This window comes from Pseudomonas sp. 58 R 12 (assembly GCF_900005865.1).
In the GTDB taxonomy this organism is placed as follows: Bacteria; Pseudomonadota; Gammaproteobacteria; order Pseudomonadales; family Pseudomonadaceae; genus Aquipseudomonas; species Aquipseudomonas tritici.
Genome location: NZ_CVTP01000008.1, coordinates 86190 through 104621 on the forward strand (window position 1 = coordinate 86190; position 18432 = coordinate 104621).

General features: G+C 59.3%; 13 protein-coding genes. 8 read left to right on the forward strand and 5 right to left on the reverse strand.

Annotated elements, in window-relative coordinates; translation table 11 throughout:
• Nucleotides 1–163 precede the first annotated feature (163 nt).
• The 3 genes from BFP95_RS03855 to BFP95_RS03865 are packed head-to-tail and all read left to right on the forward strand — an operon-like array spanning nucleotide 164 to nucleotide 7354.
• The gene (locus BFP95_RS03855) at nucleotides 164–5320 is read left to right on the forward strand and encodes an AAA domain-containing protein (protein ID WP_083207140.1); all 5157 of its coding nucleotides are present in this window, start codon (nucleotides 164–166) and stop codon (nucleotides 5318–5320) included.
• On the forward strand, nucleotides 5313–6335 hold the full coding sequence (locus BFP95_RS03860; protein ID WP_065873162.1) for a hypothetical protein: 1023 nt from the start codon (nucleotides 5313–5315) through the stop codon (nucleotides 6333–6335). The genes BFP95_RS03855 and BFP95_RS03860 overlap by 8 nt, the downstream gene beginning before the upstream one ends.
• The gene (locus BFP95_RS03865; RefSeq protein WP_139115288.1) at nucleotides 6332–7354 is read left to right on the forward strand and encodes a hypothetical protein; all 1023 of its coding nucleotides are present in this window, start codon (nucleotides 6332–6334) and stop codon (nucleotides 7352–7354) included. The genes BFP95_RS03860 and BFP95_RS03865 overlap by 4 nt, the downstream gene beginning before the upstream one ends.
• An 85-nt stretch (nucleotides 7355–7439) precedes the next feature.
• Here BFP95_RS03865 and BFP95_RS03870 read toward each other — a convergent pair whose 3' ends face one another.
• Nucleotides 7440–7646, reverse strand: coding sequence for a sigma-70 region 4 domain-containing protein (locus tag BFP95_RS03870; RefSeq protein WP_057010985.1), 207 nt, complete (start codon nucleotides 7644–7646; stop codon nucleotides 7440–7442).
• Between the two features lie 191 nt (nucleotides 7647–7837).
• Here BFP95_RS03870 and BFP95_RS03875 point away from each other — a divergent pair, with 191 nt between their 5' ends.
• Complete coding sequence (locus BFP95_RS03875; protein ID WP_065909310.1) at nucleotides 7838–8926, forward strand: hypothetical protein; 1089 nt, start codon at nucleotides 7838–7840, stop codon at nucleotides 8924–8926.
• Here the strand turns inward: BFP95_RS03875 and BFP95_RS03880 are convergent.
• The 3 genes from BFP95_RS03880 to BFP95_RS03890 form a co-directional block, all read right to left on the reverse strand.
• Nucleotides 8916–9308 (reverse strand): hypothetical protein, encoded by a 393-nt coding sequence (locus tag BFP95_RS03880; protein WP_083224190.1) that lies wholly within the window; start codon nucleotides 9306–9308, stop codon nucleotides 8916–8918. The two genes, BFP95_RS03875 and BFP95_RS03880, sit on opposite strands and share 11 nt — an antisense overlap.
• Nucleotides 9309–9311: 3 nt before the next feature.
• Nucleotides 9312–9824, reverse strand: coding sequence for a thioesterase II family protein (locus BFP95_RS03885; protein WP_371914449.1), 513 nt, complete (start codon nucleotides 9822–9824; stop codon nucleotides 9312–9314).
• 173 nt (nucleotides 9825–9997) lie between these two features.
• Nucleotides 9998–10912 (reverse strand): LysR family transcriptional regulator, encoded by a 915-nt coding sequence (locus BFP95_RS03890; protein WP_065873157.1) that lies wholly within the window; start codon nucleotides 10910–10912, stop codon nucleotides 9998–10000.
• Between the two features lie 247 nt (nucleotides 10913–11159).
• Between BFP95_RS03890 and BFP95_RS03895 the strand changes: the two genes are divergently transcribed.
• The 4 genes from BFP95_RS03895 to pgm all read left to right on the forward strand — a co-directional run bounded on the left by BFP95_RS03895 (nucleotide 11160) and on the right by pgm (nucleotide 17464).
• Nucleotides 11160–12182: a zinc-dependent alcohol dehydrogenase family protein gene (locus BFP95_RS03895; protein WP_049708388.1), complete on the forward strand. Its 1023-nt coding sequence runs from the start codon at nucleotides 11160–11162 to the stop codon at nucleotides 12180–12182.
• A gap of 705 nt (nucleotides 12183–12887) precedes the next feature.
• Nucleotides 12888–14312 (forward strand): hypothetical protein, encoded by a 1425-nt coding sequence (locus BFP95_RS03900; RefSeq protein ID WP_065873156.1) that lies wholly within the window; start codon nucleotides 12888–12890, stop codon nucleotides 14310–14312.
• Nucleotides 14309–15715, forward strand: coding sequence for an aminotransferase-like domain-containing protein (locus tag BFP95_RS03905; protein WP_065873155.1), 1407 nt, complete (start codon nucleotides 14309–14311; stop codon nucleotides 15713–15715). Before BFP95_RS03900 ends, BFP95_RS03905 begins: the two co-directional genes overlap by 4 nt.
• 105 nt (nucleotides 15716–15820) lie before the next feature.
• A complete protein-coding gene (gene pgm, locus BFP95_RS03910; RefSeq protein ID WP_065909312.1) occupies nucleotides 15821–17464 on the forward strand; it encodes a phosphoglucomutase (alpha-D-glucose-1,6-bisphosphate-dependent) in 1644 nt (547 codons plus the stop codon).
• 109 nt (nucleotides 17465–17573) lie between these two features.
• Here pgm and BFP95_RS03915 read toward each other — a convergent pair whose 3' ends face one another.
• Nucleotides 17574–18269 carry a pirin family protein gene (locus BFP95_RS03915; protein WP_065873153.1) on the reverse strand — a complete coding sequence of 232 codons (696 nt, stop codon included), beginning with the start codon at nucleotides 18267–18269 and terminating at the stop codon, nucleotides 17574–17576.
• Between the last annotated feature and the right edge of the window lie 163 nt (nucleotides 18270–18432).

The window sequence follows — 18432 nt, forward strand, 5'->3', positions numbered from 1 at the left end:
TTGACGGTGCGTTTGACCTGAACACGAGTTGTATAGCATTGAACAGGCCACTCGTTAACTATGCGTGCCCGGTTTGAATTGCAGCGACCAAGGCAATGGGCCGTCATTGTTGGCCGCTACGAGCCATTCTTCGTATGCCGTTCGGATTTATAGGGTGTAAGAAATGTTTAGGCGTCTCATGGACTTGAGCAAGCGGTTGCGCAAGGATTTTGCTGCTGTAGCGGTTTCCAAGGAACAGGTTCTGCACTCGATGGAGGTGGACCCTCAGGCAGGACCCGTCGGGAGTTTGCCCGTGAATGTGCTGGACTACTGGCACAGAGCGCTGATTGCCGATGACTTGGGTGGCCTGCAAGCCACCGATGTCCGCATCCCGGTGACAAATTTCGCGGGGCTGGCCTGGCCCAACTTCAATCTCGGTTTCGGCAAGCGTCGGGCGCTGGCACTGGGCATTCTCACTGAGCGTGCCGCAGAGGCCCGGCGAAAACAGCAAGCGCAGGCGCTTGAGGCCTCAGAGGACGACGCAGAGGGGGCGCAGGAGGCGGACGAGCCGGATGACGATCCGCGTATTCCCATGGCGCTGGTGTTCCATCAAACCACCTCATCAAGCGATGAGGTCCAGGTCACGTGGCCCGACCCGGATAAAAAGCCTGCGCCGGGCGCGAAAAAAAAACGCCTCAAGCCCGACCGGCTGAATATCGCGTTCTGGTTTCCTTTCGACCTGAACGACAAAAACCAAATATGCCTACCACGCGACCCCAACGATTGCCGGCCGCGTGTGGTCCGCCAATGGCTTGAACCGCAGCCATTGATGGCGGCCAACGACCTGCCGCCGGCCATTGGCCACTTCGATTGCTATCGCGACGAGCTCAAGCTATTTCTCGCGACGTTGAGCCAAAGCGCCAATTTGAGCGGTTATGTCGACGCCTGTTTTGCCTTGTTCGCCCGCGTTCAAGCGGATGGGGTTGAGACGGGAATGGCCCCGATCACGGGGCAATGGGTTGCGGTGCCGCGACAGCCTGGCTATGCAACACGTGCGCTCGCCAACGTGTATGAAGCGATCCCCAATGCGCCGTCCATCGGCGCACTGGAGCAGCTCATAGGCGCCGGACGACACCGTTCGGCTGTCCAGGCAGGCGGCATGGCAGCGCCGCAGGTGACGATCCGGCACGTGGCCATGGTCGATAAGGCCACACACCTCGACAAGCCAGACGTCAATCGCGGCGCAGACCCCTTGAACGAATCGCAGCGCCGCGCATTGCACGCCCTCGGCCGGTTGGGTGAGCAGGTCGGGGTGGTTGCGGTCAGTGGGCCGCCGGGCACCGGGAAGACGGCCATGCTGCGTGCGATGATCGCCAACCAATGGGTGTTGGCGGCTTACGATAACCGCGAACATTGCCCCGTCACGTTTGTGTGCGGGGCGACCAACCAGAGTGTCGAGAATGTGATGGGCACGTTCAATGGTGCCGTAGGCAGGAAGCATGCCCTGGCACGTCGTTGGTTGGACCCTACGGGCAAGCCACTATTGGGTTTCACCGCCAGCGCACCGTCCAAGGCCAAGGGAAAAACCCATCGCAGCAAGTTCACCACGCTTGAGATCCGGCAAAAGCAGTTGCGCATCTTGGGCGTCGGGTCCTCCAGCCTCAAGCAATCGTACGAAGACGGTGTTGCGGCAGCCCTTGCTTTGGCGCGGCACTTTGAAGATGCCTTCCGCGAGCTGCCAGAGTTGTTCAATGCTTTGTTTAGCGTTGAGCAGAAACATCAGGTCAGTGATGCCACGCGTTTTATCTATCTCATGCAGAAGAGTGCTTCGACAACGCCTACGGCGTCGACCCTCTGCGAGCACTTGAATACGCTGAGCCAGGTATTGCGCAGTGGGTTGGCCTCAGCAATCGAGCGCCAGGCTGACATCGACGCGTTGATCGAGCCCGGTGAACTGGCTGCGCGCTTTCCCAGTGAGGCATGGGCATCTTCCTGGGCCATCGACATCCTCGCGGATTTGCGTGTGGCCGCAACCCCCGAGGCGCGCCAGGCGCAGCAGCAGAAATTGCTGGACGTGGTGTGGCGGCCGATTATTTTCCAGTTGGCCGCGCGTTACTGGGAGACGCGTTGGCTGGCCAGTGTGATCGCAACCCCCGAGCCTGGCAGCCGAAAGAACGCACTCAGGCACGCAGCCATGCTGTTTCCGTGCATTGTCGCCACCTTGCATAGCGCCCCACGGTTACTGGGAGAGGGCCGTAGGCCGCTGTTCGCGTTCCTGGATTTGCTGATTATCGATGAGGCGGGGCAAGCTGCGCCGGAGCTGGGTGTGCCGGTGCTTAGCCTGGCTAAAAAAGCCGTGGTGGTCGGCGATATGAAGCAGCTCTCCCCCGTGTCTTCGGTAACACCCGAGGTCGACGCGCGCCAGGTGCAGGACCGTTGGGCCGATCCGTCGTCTTTGGGCGCCTTGCTCGTGCGTGGCGCGGACTCCGCCACGGGTTCAATCATGAAGCTTGCCGGAACCGGGGCATCGTTTGCCGAGGCCATGCCGGACGGACGGCTACGGGACGGACTGCTCCTGCGGGAGCACTACCGTTGTGCAGAGTCGATCATCAATGTGTGTATCGATTTGCTGTACCACGATCACGACCGTGATGCCGAGGGCGGGTTGCTCAGCAAAGAGTTGGAACCCAAAGTGCCCAACCCGCTGGCAGGGCTGTTCGCGGATGCCGAGTTGCCCTTGCTCGAGGGCGAAGCTGAAATGCAGTTGCGCAAACGCATGAAGGCAACGTTCCCGCTACCGCCGCTCGGGTTCTATCAGACCGGAGGCCCGAACGATGAGCCCTGCAAAGGCGACTCATGGTCCAACCCTGGAGAAGCCAAGGCCATCGTGGACTGGCTTAAAGAGCACGGACCGCGTCTGGCGAAGTGGGTCGCCAGGGTCGAAGGCCACCCGGAGCAGCCGATAGGGTTGGAAAAACTTGTCGCGGTCGTCACGCCATTTCGAGGCCAGGTCGAAGCGATAAAGCGTCGGGTGCGCGAAGAACTCGACCCTGATGACGCTGACCTGAGTGAGCGTTTGACCATCGGCACGGTTCATACCCTTCAAGGGGCGGAGAAACCTGTGGTGTTGTTCAGTGCCGTGAATCGGGAAAGCCGCGCCAGCCGTCGAACCGATACCAATCATCGTGAGCGGGTGTTTATCGATCGTGACGATGGGCGCCTGCTCAACGTAGCGATCAGTCGTGCGCAGAAAAGCTTCATTATGTTTGGCCATTCCGATCTGTTTTTTTCCCAGCAGGCGATGGACCCGAACAACGATTTGCCTTCGGCTGTGGTAGGACGATGCTTGGCCGGTGTGCGTGAGCCAGAGCATGAGCGGCTCACCTGCGCCCCGCGGGTGCCAGCGTGCAAGCTCGGTCCCGCCACGCTGATGGTTGTCGAATCCTTGCACAAGGCGAAAATCATTCAAGAACTGGTACCTGGCGGTACTCAGGTGTTCGGCTGTGGCGGTCATATTCGTGACCTCCCAGGCCCCGGTGCGATCAGTTGGCGTGATGGGTTCAAACCGCACTGGCAATTGAGCGAGCGCGAAGGCAGTGACCTGGCGGCGTCCCTACGCAATACCGGCAGCCGTTTACTGCAATGCACTGAGCTGGTGTTGGGGACGGACGATGATGCCCAAGGCGAAGCTATCGCCTGGCACATGATCCAGGTACTCAAGGAAGCACCGTGGTTCATGCATATCCAGAGGGTGCGTCGGGTAAGGTTTCATGCATTGACCACCCTCGAAATGGCCCGATCATTTGAGGAGGGTCGGTGTGTACAGGTCGAGGGCGCTACCGCCGACGAGCGAGCTGGCAGCGCTTGCCGGGCCTTGAATATGGGCTTGGCATATGGAGCCATTGCCCAGCGGGTGCTGGACAACCTCATCGGCTCGGTCTACATGCGTCACGGTATTGTCGGGGGCGGACGGGTCAAGGGGCCCTTGCTCAGGGTACTGGCGGGCCATGGTGACTCCCCGGGGTTACCCGGTAAACGGTTGGGTGTCGCGATAAGCCTGAAAGTGAACGATACCCTCGTGCCGGCTCGCTTGATGGTGCGGCGCGGCAGCGAAGCCTGGCGCGCGTGGGGCAGTGACCGCACAGAGAGCGTTCACACCTTGATCGACCAACTGAGCGACGCGGTGGTTTCACCGACACCTTGCCTGCTCGAGCATGAGGACTTGCTGCTGGCACCTGCTCAAAGCCTGGGCACTAACCTGGTCCTGCAAGAGGCGTTCAGGCGATTTGGCTGGATGCCGTCGAGCACCATGAGCACGTTGCAAAAACTGTATGAGATGCGCGAGGGGCAGGACGAGCCCGAGTCAGCACCGAACGACAATGGTTGGGCTGCATTGGATGCGCAGGGGCGCCTGTTCCTGACCGAGTCCGGACGGCGCCAGGCAGATAAGGTGCTGAACAACCCTTGGCTGAACACAATCAGCGCCAATGCGTTGTTGATGGCCTTCGACGATGCGCTGACTCACCTGTCCCAATTGCCGGATGCAGGGGAGGCGGACTACCTTGCGTTCGTGCACACCTGGGCGGCGCAGTTTGATGATCAGTGCGGCGCGCAGCCGGTTGCGGGCCCCCATGCACCAACGGTCGATGCGCAAGGCGCTGAGGTCGCGCTGTTTTCCCTGCAGCCCGCCGTCGAGCTGAATACGTGGGGCGCGCCTGCCGGTTCGCCTTCACCCGCTGAGGCCGAGCAGCACGACGATGATCCCGCGCCTGGTGCGCAAACCCACCCGGTTTCGGACGGCGGCCGCAGCGGTGCCCACGGAGCACTGGTGCCTCTGGACATCAGCCTGGAGGCCGACAACCCCAAGATGGCCGCGCTTACCCCGAGGCAGCGGCAACTTTACGACCTGATCTCCAAACTGATGTTGGCCTCTTCCCTGCGAGATGGACAGTTTCAGACTGTACGCCGGATTTACACCCTGACGTGGCCGGGTAAACCGGCTGTCCGGCAGGTTGAAATTGGTGTCGAGGTGATAACAGGCAAGCCGGGCAGCTACCCAGGCTGGTTTACGCTGGACCCCGATGGCCTGCACCAGCACACGCGCAATTGGGCGTCGGCAGAGATGGAGGCAGTGCTCGATGAGCAAAGCCCTCGCTTGCAAGTGATAGTGCAAGACCACGGCATACGCACCCGCTCGCTGCTTGAGCCGACAGTCGATCATTTATTGGCGTGGATGCAAGCGCGTGGACACGGTAGGCCCTCGACATTCGGCAAGCACATCGATGATCTCGTACGTGGCAATACGTCGAACGCGCGCGCGGAGGGCACTGCCGATGAATAGCAGTTTTGCCGCCATGACCCTGATGCGAAACGCCTATGAGGCCGCATTGCGCGACCCCTCGGACGCAGTTGCCCAGGCAGCGTTCGTCGCTGCGCACCAAGCGCAACAGCACACGTTTGTTGATTCATTCGACGTCGCGGGCATTACCTACCCGCGTACTGATGGGCACACACTGAGTGAGCGTGAAGCGCGCGAGGTGATTTCCAGAATCCTGTCCAACCCGGCGTACAGCGTATCGGACCTGCGGCCCAGCGTCATTGAAGCGGCCTACCCGCTACAGGCAGACGTGCTGCGTGTGGAAATCGAAGCCACGGTCGCGCGGGCCAATAAAATCAATGGGCTCGACTGGCGAACCGACGCGCTCGATGCCAGCACCAAGCAAGCGATGCGTGAACTGCTACGCATGCCCACCTTGGCGGGCGGCTACAAAATCATTTCCCAGGTCAAGTCCGCGGCCAACGCCCAGGTGTTGAATATCTACCGTGGCTACGATGCCGATCACTTGATCCCCGACAAGGCACTGCGAGGGTCACTGCACAGGGGGCAGTCTTTCAGCCTTGACCAGAGCTACGCGACGTTTATGCAGGATTCACAGAACAGAGGATCGCAGCATAAATTTGTGACGGACGCCCAGAAACACACACGCAAACGGCTGCGCGGCAATCCGACACTGCTCGCGAAAAACCCAACGACTGGCGAGTACCTGGAGCATGTGCTTGAGTGGATGACCCATGTCTATACCACCGCGGATCTGGGTGTGGATGTGGCCGTCAGGAACAGTGGCCTTGCCAACTCGGATGAATTCAAACGTTTCAACGTCAAAGGTTTTGCCTTGGCGCAGGCAGGGTTCATGACGTGGAATGAACGCAAAAGTGTCGGCCGCGCTGTCGCCATGGTGCTCCTGATTGAGGCGCGAGAGTTCTACACGGCGGTCGGCTGGCCCATGGACAGGGAGTTGCCTTTGTTCTACGACGTACCTTCTACAGTGACCCAACAACCGGTGCCTGTGACATGAGCGACAACATAAACCCATCAACACCCGCCCATGGCGTCCGGCGCTACCAGCTTGCCGACCTGACAATGGCCGTCGGTGTGCCCTGGTTTGCCGTGCACGTGTCGGACGAAAGCGGTCATACATCGTCCTGGATTATCAGGGGGGAACTGGACGGTGAGCATTTACGCCTGCAACCACAGGTTTGGGTGCCAGATGCCATCCAGGCCATCGTCAATGATAGCGACGGCCAAGTCTGGGCGATCACTAGCGAAGATGAACTGATCACCAACACCGTCCTTGGACAGGTGGCTGGATGGCGGCAGGTTACGCCCCATCCACAGCTCAACGCGCGCGATGAGTGGTACTCCCGCACACTGGGTTATGTGGCCACGGATGGCCAGAACGTCGAGCTTGCTGAATGCCTGTGTTGGGCGAGCGATGGCTTGTTGATCGGTACGTTCAGCCGCCGGTTGTATCGTTGGACATCGGGCGATGTTGCTCGCCTTGAACACGACGATCACATTGTCGGAACGCTGGGTGGTGTCAACAACATTGTCCAGACGCAAGACGCAATATACGCGCTGGGGTATGCGGGCCTGATCCTGCGTCGGCCGGTGGGCGGGACCTGGCAGCGAATTGATGGACCATGGCCGACTGAGGCCGGCGCGTTCATCAATATGATTGCCGGTGTCGAAGGTCCGAGAGGGGAATTGTGGGCCATTGCGGCGGGCGGTTCGGTCGTCAGCGTTGCGGGTGATGTGACCCGCACCATTGCACAAGTACCCGGTGAGCCTCTGGGCATCACCCGGTTCCAGCGCCAGTGGTTCGTGTCGACCCTCGACGGTTGCTACGAACTACCGGGGGATGGTGACACGGTCCTGATCAAACGCGATATTTTGATGGGTAAATCGATTGATGCCGGGAACTGCCTGATTGCCGTCGATGCCGAGCCACAACACGCCGATCACGCGCAGGTCCACCTGTGGTTGCGCACCAGAAACCGCGATGCTTGGCTGCGCCCAATCATTTGCCGGGCCTGATTGAGGCGTTAAGGCGCAAGCGCGCGGGATACGGGCTTGCTTTCGAGGCCCAAGCCCGTGGTTTCACCTGGTCGGCCAGGCAGGCTCAATTGGTTTGTGGGCCGCGCCCGCGATGCGCGGTGATGCGGTTGTAAATGTTGGGTGCCGTGACCGCCATTTCTTTGCTGATCTCCGGGACTGAGTAGCCTTTGTCATAGAGATGTTGCAAGAAAGCGTCTTGGTCACGCCGGGCAAGCTGGCCGTAAAAGCCGCGATTTATTTCTTTCTGGATGCCTGAGAAAAAACCAAACATAGGGACCTCTGTATTCGACTCGCGTCATGTTGATGGTGGGAGGAGAAGGCGTGGCTTGGGCCGCTCCTTCTGTATGCAAGCCCCTTGTAAACCCCGGATTTGGAGTCTGAGTGAGCTAGCCGGTTGCAGGTTATTCACTCTGCTGCTTATCGGCCATCCCAACCTGGGTAGCACCCAGCATGGTGTGATTTATGCGAACAGACGAATACACGGATGACGAAGTCGAGACAAAGGACAAGTGGGACAAACTGTTCTGGATTGAGCTCGCTAAGCGCAAAGAGCGTTTGGTAACCGGGGATGCACACCTGATGCTTGTTCAATTGCATGATCAAATAGCCCAGGCCATCGATACACCCGGCCAAGTGATGGATGAGCCCATCGAAGGCATAAGGGGGGCTGCGGTCCTTTTGGACGCGTTTCAGTGGCAGTACGACCCGGCTGATGAGGCTGATGACGAACACCAGGCTCAGTTGTTGCGGGACACGATGAATCGCTTCGGAAGCCAGATTGATGAAGTTTGGTCAAGGTTGCAGTTCACGCGGGGCTTCCGACTTGCCGACCTAGCCGTAGAAAACGAACTTGAGCTGATGTGGGGTTGGTGGGTATTCATCAACTCTTCAGCCGGGCGTGAGGAAATGGGTATCACCACCGGAAAGTTCTCATACCATGGCAAGCAGAGCCGAATGGACGAGGACCATGAGCCGCCACGGATGATTGAGGTCCATACGTTCTATAACCGCCCCGGGCAGTCTCCCATCCCTGTTTCCAATCGCAGTGTCAGGAGCTTCACCACTGACATGGATGAAGTGATCATCAACGGCAAACGGGTCACCGATAGTGTAATTGTGGTGTTTGACTCCGAAACTCCAGCGCCATCCAGAAGGGAAATCGTGAACGCCGCTTATTCCGGCAGAGGAATGATTCGGGCACGGCGTTTAGCGGATGCCCGTGCAAAAGGCGATTACGCCAGACTGCAACGCTTGCTCGACGAACCGTCGCCGACCACGGATTTTGTCGACTTATTCGAGCCTGTACAGGCGCATAAATTGTTCAAGACACTCACCAGCGTTGCGCCGTTGATTCGAGGGCTATTCGCCTGGGATCTTCACCATGACCAGGGACTCAGCAAAGCGCAGGCCTGCCGAGTTACGGCGGAAAAACTACCTGGAATGGGCACTACCCCACGCAGCGTCAACAATGCGCTTATATCAGTGGGAGAAAAGATCAACGGCTACCAACCCGAGCAATTGCCTTGGATTTTTCAACGCTTTAGCGATTGAGGGTTCCGTCGCCGGAACCCGGTCGCGTTGAGCTAGGCAGCGCCGTATTGGGCGATACGCCGTTGTGCCAGCGCTTCGCCCTCGGCCTGCGTCGCCGCGGTTTCATAACGAATGCCAGAGGCTTGTTCGCCAATCTGCCCATGGCATCGAAATGCGCACGACGCGCCTCATCGGCAAGCACGCTGATCAAGCTGATACACAAATGGCCAAAGGCCTCCTTGTGCGTCTTCAACCACAGGCTGCGCAGCTTGCGGTCGGCGTGGGCCTCGTCGTCCCCAGGTTCCAGGTAGATCAACACAAAGGGTACGCCATGGGCCATGACGGCCTCGATTTCGGCTTGCCACTGTGCACCGTAGCCCGGTACGACCACGTCGTTGCGCACTATTCAGCGCGGCGGGTGTTGCAGGGCTTCAGACAGCCAGCCCAATAGCTGCGTGCGTTGCTGACGCAGGAAAAAGTGCCCGCCGTCCACCAGGCGCCAGTCGAAACCGGCTGCTGCGTGCCGTTTCCAGCGGCGCGCGGCTTCCACCGTGACCAGGTGATCATCGCTGGCGGCAATCATCACCATCGGCACCGCCAGGGTCGTATCGGTTGCTACGCAGTAGCCTTCCGACAAGGCACTGTCGCGTGCCGCCCAGGTGTCGGACTTCGAGGGCGAATCCTCCTCGCTGTAGTCCGACACTTTGCGCTGGATCGGAAAACTCGGCGCCGGGCACGCCATCAGGAACAGCAACTGCGGGTGGCGACCCTCGCTGGCCAAGGTCCGCGCCACTTCGAGGGCGATCTTGCACCCCAGGCTGCAACCCAGCAATGCCCAGGGTTTGTCGGTGTAGGGCCGGATCGCGTCCATGAGCTGGCGCATCAGTTCCGTCATGTCCTGAATGCTCGGTTCGGCGATGCGGCTTTCGCTGAATCAATAGCCCACTTGGCCTAAGGCTGGGGGCATCCTTTTCAAACCATCCAAAGCATGTCCTCAAATTTGCCCCAAATGTAGCAATTCGCTGGAAGTAAATGGCTATTCGAGACTAGAAAAACGTAGAAATGATCAGCTAACAAGCATGCGCGAAGCCTCTAAAGACTCTCAGGATCGCCAAAAAACATCTGAATCCGCGACCGCAACCAGCGCTCGCCCGGGTCATTATCCTGTGATCCACGCCACGCCATATGCAACTCAAAGCTGCGCACGGGCAATGGCGGGTCTTCCGCACGCAACCCACCCGCCGAGGTCAACGCCTCGGCCGCGTAGTCCGGCACGGTCGCGAGGATGTCCGTGCCCGCGAGCAAGGTGCCCAGGCCGTTGAATTGCGGTACGGCCAATACCACGTGGCGTTTGCGGTCGAGTTTTTCCAGTTCTTCATCAATGAACCCGCTCAAGTCGCCGGCAAATGACACCAGCGCGTGGGGGCGGGCGCAGAAGTCGTCCAGGCTCAGCGAGCCCGGCACGCTGTCGGCGCGCAGCAGTTTTGGCAGGCTGCGGCGCAGCACTTTGCGCTTGGCGTTGGCCGGCAAGTCCGCGGTGTAGCTGACACCGATGGAGATTTCGCCGGAGGCCAGCAAGCCGGGCATCAGGATGTAATTGACGCGACGCACGACCAGCACGATACCGGGTGACTCGGCGCGCAGGCGTTTGAGCAGTTGGGGCAGCAGGGCGAACTCGACGTCGTCGGACAGGCCGATGCGGAATACCGCGGTGCTGGTGGCCGGGTCGAATTCAGCGGCGCGGCTGACCGCGGTGGAAATCGAGTCCAGCGCCGGGGAGAGCAGGGCGAAGATTTCTACCGCCCGGGCCGAAGGTTCCATGCTGCGGCCGGTGCGCACGAACAACGGGTCATCAAACAGCCCGCGCAGGCGTGACAACGCCGCGCTGATGGCTGGCTGGCCGAGGAACAGTTTCTCGGCGGCGCGGGTCACACTGCGCTCATGCATCAAGGTTTCGAATACGATCAAGAGGTTAAGGTCGACACGACGCAGGTCGTTACGGTTCATCTTGTGTCCTGGAAGAGTCAGCTGACTTGACGAGAGCGGGCATATAACAACAATGGCCAGCACGAATCTTACGGGGAAAGGCTGTTACTCTGCACAGGAAAATTGAGTTTTCTTACAAGAGCTGAGGTCTATTCCTCAGACGCGGAATCAATGACAGACATGTCGACTATTAATGGCGACCGGTGGTCTTACCCGTAAAGCCCAGATAAAGTTCATGGCATTAGAGGTTACTTTGACGAGGTTTGCGATGTCCCGCACGATCCGTTTTCACAAGTTTGGTCCGGCCGAGGTGCTCAAATGCGAAGAGCATGCAGCCGCGCAGCCCGCACCGGGCGAAGTGCAGGTGCGTGTCGAAGCGATTGGCATCAGCTGGTATGACATTTTGTGGCGCCAGAACCTGGCGTCTTCCCATGCAAGATTACCGTCCGGTCTTGGCCATGAAATGGCCGGGGTGGTCGTCGCCGTAGGCGATGGCGTGGATGACTTGGCAGTGGGCGATAAAGTGGCCAGTTTTCCGGCCGAGAGCCCCAATGACTACCCGGTGTATGGCGAGCAGATCGTCCTGCCCCGTTCTGCCCTGACCCGGTACCCGGATGTCTTGAGCCCTATTGAAGCGAGCGTGCATTACACGCCGCTGTTGATCGCCTACTTCGCCTACGTGGACTTGGCACGGGTCAAGCCCGGGCAATTTGCCCTGGTGACTGACGCCAGCCACTGCGCCGGTCCGTCCTTTGTACAGCTGGGCAAGGCCCTGGGTGTGCGGGTGATTGCCGCCACCAAGGACAGCGCGGAGCGTGAGTATCTGCTGTCGCTCGGTGCGGAAAAGGTCATCGTCACCGAAGAGCAAGACCTGCTGATGCAAATCAACAAGTTCACCGACAACCGCGGTGTCGACGTGGTGTTCGACGGTTTGGGTGGCCCGCAGATGTCCTTGCTCGGTGACGTACTGGCACCGCGTGGCAGCCTGGTGCTGTATGGCTTGCAGGGCGGTAACCAGACGCCCTTCCCGGCGTGTGCGGCGTTCCAGAAGAACATTCAGTTTTTTGTGCACTGCATCGGTAACTTCACTGGCAAACCGGAGCTGGGCATCATTCAGGACCACGTAGCCTTGCAACGGGCGTTGCGCGATATCAACCAACTGACAGCTGACCGCGTGCTGGTGCCGTTGAAAACCACCGTGTTTCCGTTCAATCAGTTCGTGGAAGCGCACCGATATATGGACGAATGCCCGTGCCGCGAGCGTGTTGCGTTGCAGGTTGAGGCTGTTTAGTACGTAGGAAGGTTCTCAAACGAGTCTTCCTGGCACCTGGCGCATGGGGCAAATGCGCCATTTGACAGGGCTTAAACTGTACCCCGCTTCAGGTGCCTGGCTGGCACTTTAACCCCTGAATCCTGACTTTTTCGCTGACGCCGCCCTGAATTCCAGTGCGGCGTCTTTGTGTGCGCGTGATTTATGCGCTGGCCGTTGCTCATCTGCACTGGTTTTCGCCAGGGTTCTGTATCTATTAATCATTATTCCAGCATTGATAATTGCGTCTTCACTTTCATCTCAAGGACTGAGCAATGATTGAATATCTGACACTACTGTTGCGAGCGTCTGAAACTAATGTCGCGGCGTTCGCGTGGCCTGAAGGAAATAGGTGCGCTCATGAAAAGTTTCGTGCCCATGAGTGGGAAAGTTGGTGGGTACGCGTGTCGGACACTTCTTTTAATAGTCGGTTAACGGTGTGTAAGAGTTTGTCGGAAAGTTCCTAGGACTGTGATCGGATTTGTTTTGGCCCAATAGATCCAGAGGTTTGCGCGCTTGCAGGGCTTTTGGCTTTGCCCTCGGACATTCGTGTCGTTGTGTTGCGCGGTGATAGTGTCTAGTCATCGGCGCACAAGGCTCTGCGCGAATTTCTTACATGCGCAATCGGTCGAGCAAACACTGTCAGCAGTTGCTTGAAACTAATATTTCAACTCAGGTAGTAAAACGATGAGCACTATCCATGAACAGGCTATGAACTATGTTTACCAGCAAGTTCTGCAGCGTTTGATCGGGCACTTTACTCGCGCAGAACGCACGGCACTCCAATTGCTGGTCCAGCGAATCGTCGTGGCAGCCGGCGGCATGGAGCAAGTGGGAGGTTACAAGGTGCTGGTGGCGCATGGTGGTGGCGAAGTGAGCAGCTACACCTTGGCGTTGTTGCGTGCCGCGCAGTTGACGATCGCTGGCCGCGCCCCGCATACCTTTCACTTGCGGGTTGCGACGCTGCGGCATGCTGGCATGACCGAGGGCAGGCTCGACAGCCTCAATCAAGGCTATGGCCGCCTGTTTCTGCACGATGATCCACGGGTTGATCTACTGATGGTGGATCGTGAGGAAGTATTGCCCTTCAACCACCTGCGACCCGCCTCTGTCGTTGGGCGAGAAAGCAGCCAGCGCAACAGGTTGATTGTCGGCCATCTGAGTTCCGGTGACTGCCGCGCCACGGTGTGCAGTGACACCTACCTGGCGTTGGGGGATTTTTACCAGCGCGTTACCTCTTGGAATGGCGGGGTACACGCACTGGTCAGCGGGGACTCCCCGCGCAAGCAGAGTCAGTTTATTGCCTGGCTCAAGAACACGGCTGTGGGCGCTGGGATGGCGATGCCTGAGGCCTGGCCGTCGTCGCTTACCGCGCTGTTCGCACGTATGGATGAATGGAGTACCGGTTATTACCGTGATGCATACGGGGAGCATTATGTCGCCAGTGACAACCCCAGCAAGACCGGCCACCGTAACCTGTCCTACATCGGCGTTGCCGATTTGCTGGACAACGTAGACCTCTCATCCTCGCCCATGCTCACCGAGTTCATGGCCTTTGCCCCTGATCCGCTGGGGTTTCATTTCAGCCATCCAAGCTATTCCATCCCGCTGCTGATGGCCCATCTGCGCGGGTTGCAGGCTCAATGCCTGCGAGATATGGACTATGAAGAAGGGGTGCAAGGCTTTATCCAACAGGCAGGACACTTTTTGAGGCGCATGCACATGCCCGAAGAGTTACTCACGCAGGCGGGGACCCGTGAAGGGCGCAGCCAGGCGAGCACCCACGCCCAGCAGTTCTTCGGTCTGGACGAGACTCAATTGATTTGCCTGCTGTTCTCGCCGTTTATCCATCATGGTGAACGCCTGGAAGGCTATTTGCGCCAGTGCCATCCGGGCATGCTGGTTGCTTTGCCCGAGCTGCACAAGGTCCTGCAGGGCAAGCCGTCCGCTGAGATGTTGCAACAATGGATCACTGACACCAGCGGCTTGCCAATGCCCTTGCTGCAGCAGCTCTATCGCAAACGTCCGTTGGTCAATGCGGGCGGCAAATTGCGCAGTGCGGGTGCCACGGCCCATGACAGCGCGCAGGCCTGTCAATTGTCCGGGCAATGATACTGCGCGGCGAACGGCGGGCGGATTTCGCGTATCAGGCGGTTTACCGCTACATGATCAACCTGATCAACGACGTCAGTACTGACGCGCGGGTAAAGCTGCCGTCCCTGCGGCAATTGGCGGGGCGGCTGAACGTGTCGATCTCGACGGTCCAGTACGCGTACTCGCTGCTTGAGAAGGAGGGCAGGGTCTATTCGGTGGCCAAGTCGGGCTATTACGCCTGGCCTATGTCGGCAAACCCGCTGGCGTGGGCGGCTGGCGACCTGCTCGATCGGCTTTACGCAGCGGCGCGCCGCCCGGGCATGGTGGTGCTCAGTGGCGATGAACCTGCGTTGCTGGTGTCACTGGATAGCAACCTGTTGCGCCTGGAGCGGGAGTTGGTGCGCCAATACCCGCAACATCTGCAACCCTGGGCCCAGCCCTGCGGTGTCTGGGAACTGCGCGCAGCGCTGGCCGCGCGTTATACCTCTTCGCCCACTCGCTGTTGGCATGCCGATGACGTCTACATCGGCGCCGACCTGCGCGGTGTGCTGGACATCCTTGTCGAAGTCTTGGGCCTGAGGGGGACGACGGTAATTGTGGAATCACCCTGCGACTGGCTGGTCTTGCGCCTGCTCCAAGATGCCGGGGTACGTATTATCGAGTTGCCCTGGACGCTGCAGGGGCGCCTGGACCTGGTGACTCTTGACCAATTGTTGTGCGATGAGCCGGTGCACCTGGTGTTGCTGTCGTCGGCCGTCAGCCTGCCGGCAGGTGTGGCTATGCCGACCCAGGACCGCCTGGCCGTTGCGCAAATGCTCGATCAGTACGGTTGCTGGCTATTGGAAAACGACACCTATGGCGAATTGGGGTTCACAGAACCGCAGGCAGCCTTGCGCGAACTGGTGAACCCCGAGCGACTGATGGTGTTTTCCTCTTTCGAGAAAGTCCTTGGGTCGGAAGCCCCTTATGGTTATCTGCTGTCTCGGCGCATGAGCAGTGAATTGCAGCGCCAGTTCCTGCTGCGTTCCTTTCGGTTGTCGTCGATTCGCCAGCGAGCGATTGCCCGCCTTTATCAAAGCGGGCGCATCGACCAGCACCTGCGCACACTGCACCTGCAGTTACGCCAGCAGGCAGAGGAAATGCGTCACCGCCTGGATCAGCATCTGGGGGACCAAGTGGCCTACCGCGTGCCGACTGCCGGGGCGACGTTTTGGTTGGGCGCCACAAAGCCCGTGGATATGCGCCAGGTGTTCCAGCGCCTGCTCGCCCAGCAGATAGTGATTGCACCCGGCGAGCTGTTTAGTGTCAGTGGCCTGCATCAACAGAACCTGCGCCTGAGCTACGCCTTTCACGGGCAACCCGACCTGGATATCGCCCTGGCTGCTATAAGCGAAGCATTGCATCAGGCGCAGACCGGATGATCGCGTGAAGTTTCTCTTACTGTTGTAGGATCGATAACGTCGCGCAGCAGTCCAACTCTCAGTAAACTGCCATTTTTTCCAAATTCTTCTTTCCGAGGTTTATGCATGACAATCAGTCCTTTTGCGGGCAAGCCGGCGCCAGCCCAGTTGCTGGTGGATATCCCGCGACTGGTCACGGCCTATTACACCGGCCAGCCTGATGCAGCAATCTCCACCCAACGTGTGGCTTTTGGTACCTCCGGGCACCGGGGCAGCTCATTCGAATTGAGCTTCAACGAATGGCATGTGCTCGCCATCAGCCAAGCCATCTGCCTGTATCGTGAAGCCCAGGGCATCAACGGCCCACTGTTTGTCGGCCTCGACACCCACGCGCTGTCCACGCCCGCCGGTGCCAGCGCGCTGGAAGTGCTGGCTGCCAATGGCGTGCACGTGATGCTGGCCGAAGGCGATGAGTACACGCCGACCCCGGCAATTTCCCACGCGATCATCTGCTACAACCGTGGCCGCACCAGCGGCCTGGCCGACGGCATCGTCATCACGCCGTCGCACAACCCGCCGCAGAGTGGCGGCTATAAGTACAACCCACCCAACGGCGGCCCGGCAGATACGCACGTCACCAAGTGGATCGAAGCCAAGGCCAATGAACTGTTGGCCAACAAACTGGCCGGGGTCAAGCGCATCACCCATGCACAGGCGCTCAAGGCCGACACCACCCATCGCCATGATTACCTCAACAGCTATGTGGCTGACCTGGTCAATGTGATCGACATGGACGCCATCCGCAGCGCCGATCTGCGCCTGGGTGTGGACCCGCTGGGCGGAGCAGGGGTGCGCTACTGGTCGGCGATTGCCGAGCACTACCGCCTGAACCTGGACGTGGTGAACACGGAAGTCGACTCGACGTTCCGCTTCATGAGCGTTGACTGGGACGGTCAGATCCGCATGGACCCGTCCTCCAGCTACGCGATGCAGGGCCTGATCGGTCTCAAGGATCGCTTTGACGTGGCCTTCGCCTGCGACCCGGACCACGACCGCCATGGCATCGTCACGCCGTCCGGTGGCCTGTTGGCACCGAACAATTACCTGGCAGTGTCCATCGATTACCTGTTCCAGAACCGTCCTGACTGGCGCGCTGACGCCGCCGTGGGCAAGACCGTGGTCAGCAGCGGGCTGATTGATCGCGTGGCTGGACGTATTGGCCGTCGCCTGTACGAAGTGCCGGTCGGCTTCAAGTGGTTTGCCGATGGACTGTTCGACGGTTCGTTGGGCTTTGGCGGCGAAGAAAGCGCCGGCGCCTCGTTCCTGCGCAAGGATGGCAGCGTATGGAGCACTGACAAAGACGGTTTGATCCCGGCGCTGCTGGCAGCGGAGATGACCTCGCGCAAAGGCCAGGACCCAAGCCAGATCTACCGCGGCCTGACCGACGCCCTGGGCGAGCCATTTGCGATTCGCGTGGATGCCAAGGCCACGCCGGCGCAGAAAGCCTTGCTCGGCAAGCTGTCACCGGACCAAGTGACGTCCACTGAATTGGCCGGGGAAAGCATCCAGCAGATCCTTACCCACGCACCGGGTAACAACCAGGCGATCGGCGGCTTGAAGGTGATGACCGAAAACGGCTGGTTTGCTGCACGGCCATCGGGTACTGAGGACATTTACAAGATCTACGCCGAGAGCTTTATTGGCGAAGATCACCTCAAGCAATTGGTGGAAGAAGCGCAGGTGTTGGTAGACGGCGCCATTTCTCAGTAACACCCCAAAACCAGTGTGGGAGCGGGCTTGCTCGCGAATGCGGTAGATCAGTCAGCACATTGGCGACTGACACTCCGCATTCGCGAGCAAGCCCGCTATTGGGACAGCGTCAGGCCAGGTCGACCAAGACAATTTCGCTGTCTTCAATCGCAGTCACCCGCAACACCTGCTCATCCTCTACCGCAATGCCGTCTCGAGCTTGCGCACGCAAGCCATTGACTTCAATCACGCCGGTCGCAGGCACCAGATAAGCCCGTCGACCGCTGTCCAGCCGGTACTCAGCACTTTCCCCAGCCTTCAGATTTGCCGCAACCAGCCGCGCATCCGCCCGGATCCGCAGGCTTTCGCTATCGCCTGCCTTGCCACTGGCCAGTGTTACAAATCCTTCGCGATCACCTTTCGGAAACGGCTTGGCTCCCCAGGAAGGCGGCAATCCGGCTTCATTCGGGATAATCCAGATCTGGAAAATCTGGGTCGGCGTATCTTCCAGGTTGTACTCGCTGTGAGCGATCCCGGTGCCTGCACTCATGACCTGTACATCTCCCGCTTCGGTGCGGCCTTTGTTGCCGAGGTTGTCGGCATGGCTGATCGCACCTTCACGCACATAGGTGATGATTTCCATATCGCGGTGTGGGTGCTGCGGGAACCCGGTCCCCGGCGCGATGATGTCGTCGTTCCAAACGCGCAGGTTGCCCCAGTGCATGCGGTTGGGGTCGTGGTACTCGGCAAATGAAAAGTGGTGATGAGCGTCAAGCCAGCCGTGGTGGGCGCCGCCCAAGGAAGTGAAAGGTCGAAGTTCAAGCATGATCGTCTCCTGTGGATGCGCTTATGATCCTGCAGCCCATGATCGATAAAAAGCGTAAAAAATGCCTGATTCCTATCGATTTACTTGATTGGTTAGTGACGTTTTGACTTTCAGTTCATCGCCTAACTGCATGACTGCAAAGCAATTGGCTGGAACTGAACGT